At 74.9% G+C, this 3,401-nt stretch carries 3 protein-coding genes; 2 read left to right on the top strand and 1 reads right to left on the bottom strand.

The annotated features are described in order from the left end of the window. A partial coding sequence (locus H1A17_RS33780; RefSeq protein ID WP_194823786.1) for a hypothetical protein occupies positions 1-621 on the bottom strand: 621 nt, incomplete at its 3' end. A 194-nt stretch (positions 622-815) separates the two neighbouring features. On the opposite strand from H1A17_RS33780, the gene H1A17_RS33775 reads away from it, so the two are divergent. After that, the gene (locus tag H1A17_RS33775; RefSeq protein WP_194823785.1) at positions 816-2,324 is read left to right on the top strand and encodes an HtaA domain-containing protein; all 1,509 of its coding nucleotides are present in this window, start codon (positions 816-818) and stop codon (positions 2,322-2,324) included. Positions 2,325-2,395: 71 nt separating this feature from the next. Next, a partial coding sequence (locus tag H1A17_RS33770) for a WxL protein peptidoglycan domain-containing protein (RefSeq protein ID WP_194823784.1) occupies positions 2,396-3,401 on the top strand: 1,006 nt, incomplete at its 3' end.

Genomic DNA, 3,401 nt, shown 5'->3' with positions numbered 1-3,401 from the left:
GCCGGCGGGGGTGCCGGCCGCGCCGGTCGGGGCCGCCGCCGGCGGGGTGGTCCGGGCGGCGCCGCCGGCACCGGCGGTCGCCGGGGCGGCGGCCGGGGTGCGGGTCGGCGCGGGCGTCGCGGCGGCGGCGAAGGTGACCGGCACCCGGACGTCCTGGGAGCGGTCGGCGGTGCGGGTGTGGTCGGCGCGGGAGGTGACCACGCACCGGCGGACGGTGCAGTCGACCGTGCCGATGCGGGGGTTCACGGTGAGGGTCACCCGGAACGAGCCGCCCGGGCCGTACGGGACGGCCAGTCCCTCCCCGTAGGAGGGTGGGTCGGACGAGATCCAGTGCGACGCGCCGGTGCTGCCGGTGGTGTCGACGCCGCCGCCGCACGGGCTGGGGGCGACGCCGACGCCGTTGTCCACGCAGAAGGCGACGTAGATGCCCTTGGTGACGTCGTACCCGCTGCCGGTGACGGTGACCGTCGCCCCGGTGCGGGCCACGCCGCTGGTGGGGGTGGCGGTGAGGGTCTGCCCGGCGGGGCCCCGCCCGGTGCCGGCGTGGGCCGGCGTCGACCCCACACCGATACTGACAGTGATCGCGGCGGCGGTCAGGATGGCGCGAGGCAGTGCCCGCATCAGGCTCCTCCCATGACGGATCGGGCCGGCTACCACACCGACCGTAGCTAAGGTTTGCCTAACCTAAGCGACTGATCCGCTGTTCACAAGAGGTTCTTCGGTCCAAGATCTTCGGCCGCTTTACCGGATGCCGCAGTAGTTAGGTTTGCCTAACCTCAACCACTGTCCGTATTGGGCACCACAGAGGGAGCAGCATGGTCAGATCCAGAACCAATGCCGGTCGGTGGCGGTCGTTGCGCTGGGCGGCGGTCGCCCTGCTCGGCGCGTCGACCGTCCTCGTCGGGGTCAGCCCCGCCCAGGCCGCCGGGACGGAGATCAGCTCCGGCAGCCTGACCTGGGGTTTCAAGGCGTCGTTCCGCGCCTACGTGAACACCGGCAACGGCAACCCGCCGATCGCCGCCAGCGACGGCGCCCGCATCAACAGCGACGGCACCTTCACCTTCCCGGCGAAGGGCGGCACATACGACGCCGGCACCGACGCCATCGACGCCGAGTACGGCGGGAAGATCGTCTTCTCGTACCCGGCGCACTTCTTCACCATCGCGCTGGCCAGCCCGACGATCGTCGTGACCGGTGGCACAGCCGCCGTCAAGGCGGACGTGGACCTCACCACCACGGCGGCCGAGCCGGTCTCGGTCCGCCAGGCCACCATCGCCACCATCACCGTCAGCGACGGCAACCCCGGTGGCAGCGGCGGCACGGTGACCGCTACCGACCTGGCGGCGACGCTGACCGCCGAGGGCGCCTCGGCGTTCAACGGCTTCTACACCGCCGGCACCGCGCTCGACCCGCTGTCGTTCACCTTCTCCACCGGTGGCGGCGGCGAACCGGCCGGACCGGCCGTCGGCGTCACCCCCGCCACCGGGCTCGACCCGGCCGGGGCGACCGTCACGGTCACCGGCAGCGGCTTCGACCCGGAGGCCAACGGGGCGGCGGGGATCTACGTCTCCTTCGGCCCGAAGGTCGACGAGCACTGGACGAACGCCGGTGTCCTCCAGGTCACCAAGTGGGTGAACAAGACGAACGAGCCGACCGAGGCCCGGGACCGGCTCAACGCCGACGGCACGTTCCGCACCACCCTGCCGATCAGCGCGGTCTACACCGACCGCACCGGCGCGCAGGTCGACTGCACGGCCGTGCAGTGCTACGTGATCACCTTCGCCGCCCGGGGCGCGGCCGACCGGAGCCAGGACACCTTCACCCCGGTGACCTTCACCCGCGCTCCGACCGGCGGCGGCGACGCCGACCAGCAGATCACCGCCACCGTCACCGGTGGCGCGCTGACCCTCGGCGTGGCCGGCGCCACGGTCGCCCTGCCGCCGGTCAGCAACGGGCAGGTCACCACCGGGGCGCTGAACACCGCCACGGTGGCCGACCTGCGCGGCACCAACGCCGGCTGGAGCCTCGTCGGGCAGGTCTCCGACTTCGCCTCGGCCACCGGCGGCGCGATCGCCGCGGACAACCTCGGGTGGACGCCGAACGCCGCCGTCGGCACCGACGGCCTCGCCGGCACCCCCGGCGTGGTCACCCCGGGCGCGCCCGCCGCGCCCGGCGCCGGTCTCGGCACCGCTCGGGCGCTGTGCACCTCGGCGACCGGCGCGAGCAACGGCACCTTCACCTGTGGAGCCGAACTCCAGCTCGGGGTTCCGGCGTCCGCCCCGGCGGGCGACTACAGCGCGGTGCTCACCCTCACCCTCTCCTGATTCGGCACCACCCCGGTGGGACGGGCGCGCCACCCGCCCCACCGGGCCCGATCACGTTCCCGGAGCCCGGCATGTCCCTGCGTACCACCCTGTCCCGGGCGAGCGCCGTCGCCGCCGCCGCGCTGCTCGTGGCCACGGCCACGCCCGCACCGGCCCCCGCCGCGCCCGCCCCGTCGCCCGCCCCGAAGGCCGCCGCCGGGGAGACCGGCGCGGCGCGCTGGGCCGTCCAGCCGTCCAGCGCCAAGGGCCCGACCGGGCGCAACTACTTCATCTACGACCTGGCCCCCGGCAGCACCCTGACCGACCACGTCGGCGTCACCAACCTCGGCGACCGCCCGCTCACCTTCGACGTGTACGGCACCGACGCGTACACCTCCACCGACGGCGCGTTCGCCCTGCTGCCGGCGGACCGGCCGGCCACCGACGTGGGCTCGTGGATCAGCGTCGCGCGTCGGGAGTGGACGATTCCGGCGGGCAAGCGGGTCGACATCCCGTTCCGGCTCACCGTGCCGGCCAACGCCACCCCCGGCGACCACACCGGCGGCGTGATCGGTGCTGTCGCCCGGGTCCGGACCACCGCCGACGGGCAGCGCGTCCTGGTCGACCAGCGGCTCGCCGCCCGGGTCTACCTGCGGGTCACCGGCCCGGTCCGGCCGGCCGTCACCGTGGAGGCGGTCGACGTCGCGTACGACAACCCGGTCAACCCGTTCGGCGGCGGCGACCTGGTGGTCCGCTACCGGCTGCGCAACGACGGCAACGTCCGGGTCGGCGGCAGCGGCACGGTGACCGTGCGCGCGCCGTTCGGCCGGGAACAGGCCCGCACCGCCCCCACCGACCTGCCGGAACTGCTGCCCGGGGCCACCTTCACCGTCACCGAACGGATCACCGGCGTACCCCCGCTGCTGCGGCTGACCGCCGAGGTCGACATCGCGGCGACCACCACGGACACCGCGCTGCCGCCGGTGGTCCGTACCGCCGGGGTGTGGGCCCCGCCGTGGCTGCTGCTGGCCCTGCTCGCCGCCGCGGCCGGCTGGGCCGGGCTGCGATGGTGGCGGCGGCGGGGCGCTCCCGCCGCCG

Source organism: Micromonospora sp. S-DT3-3-22 (assembly GCF_015354745.1).
In the GTDB taxonomy this organism is placed as follows: Bacteria; Actinomycetota; Actinomycetes; order Mycobacteriales; family Micromonosporaceae; genus Micromonospora; species Micromonospora wenchangensis.
The sequence above is the reverse complement of the archived record's forward strand: the minus strand, read 5'-3'. Positions and strand labels throughout refer to the sequence as shown.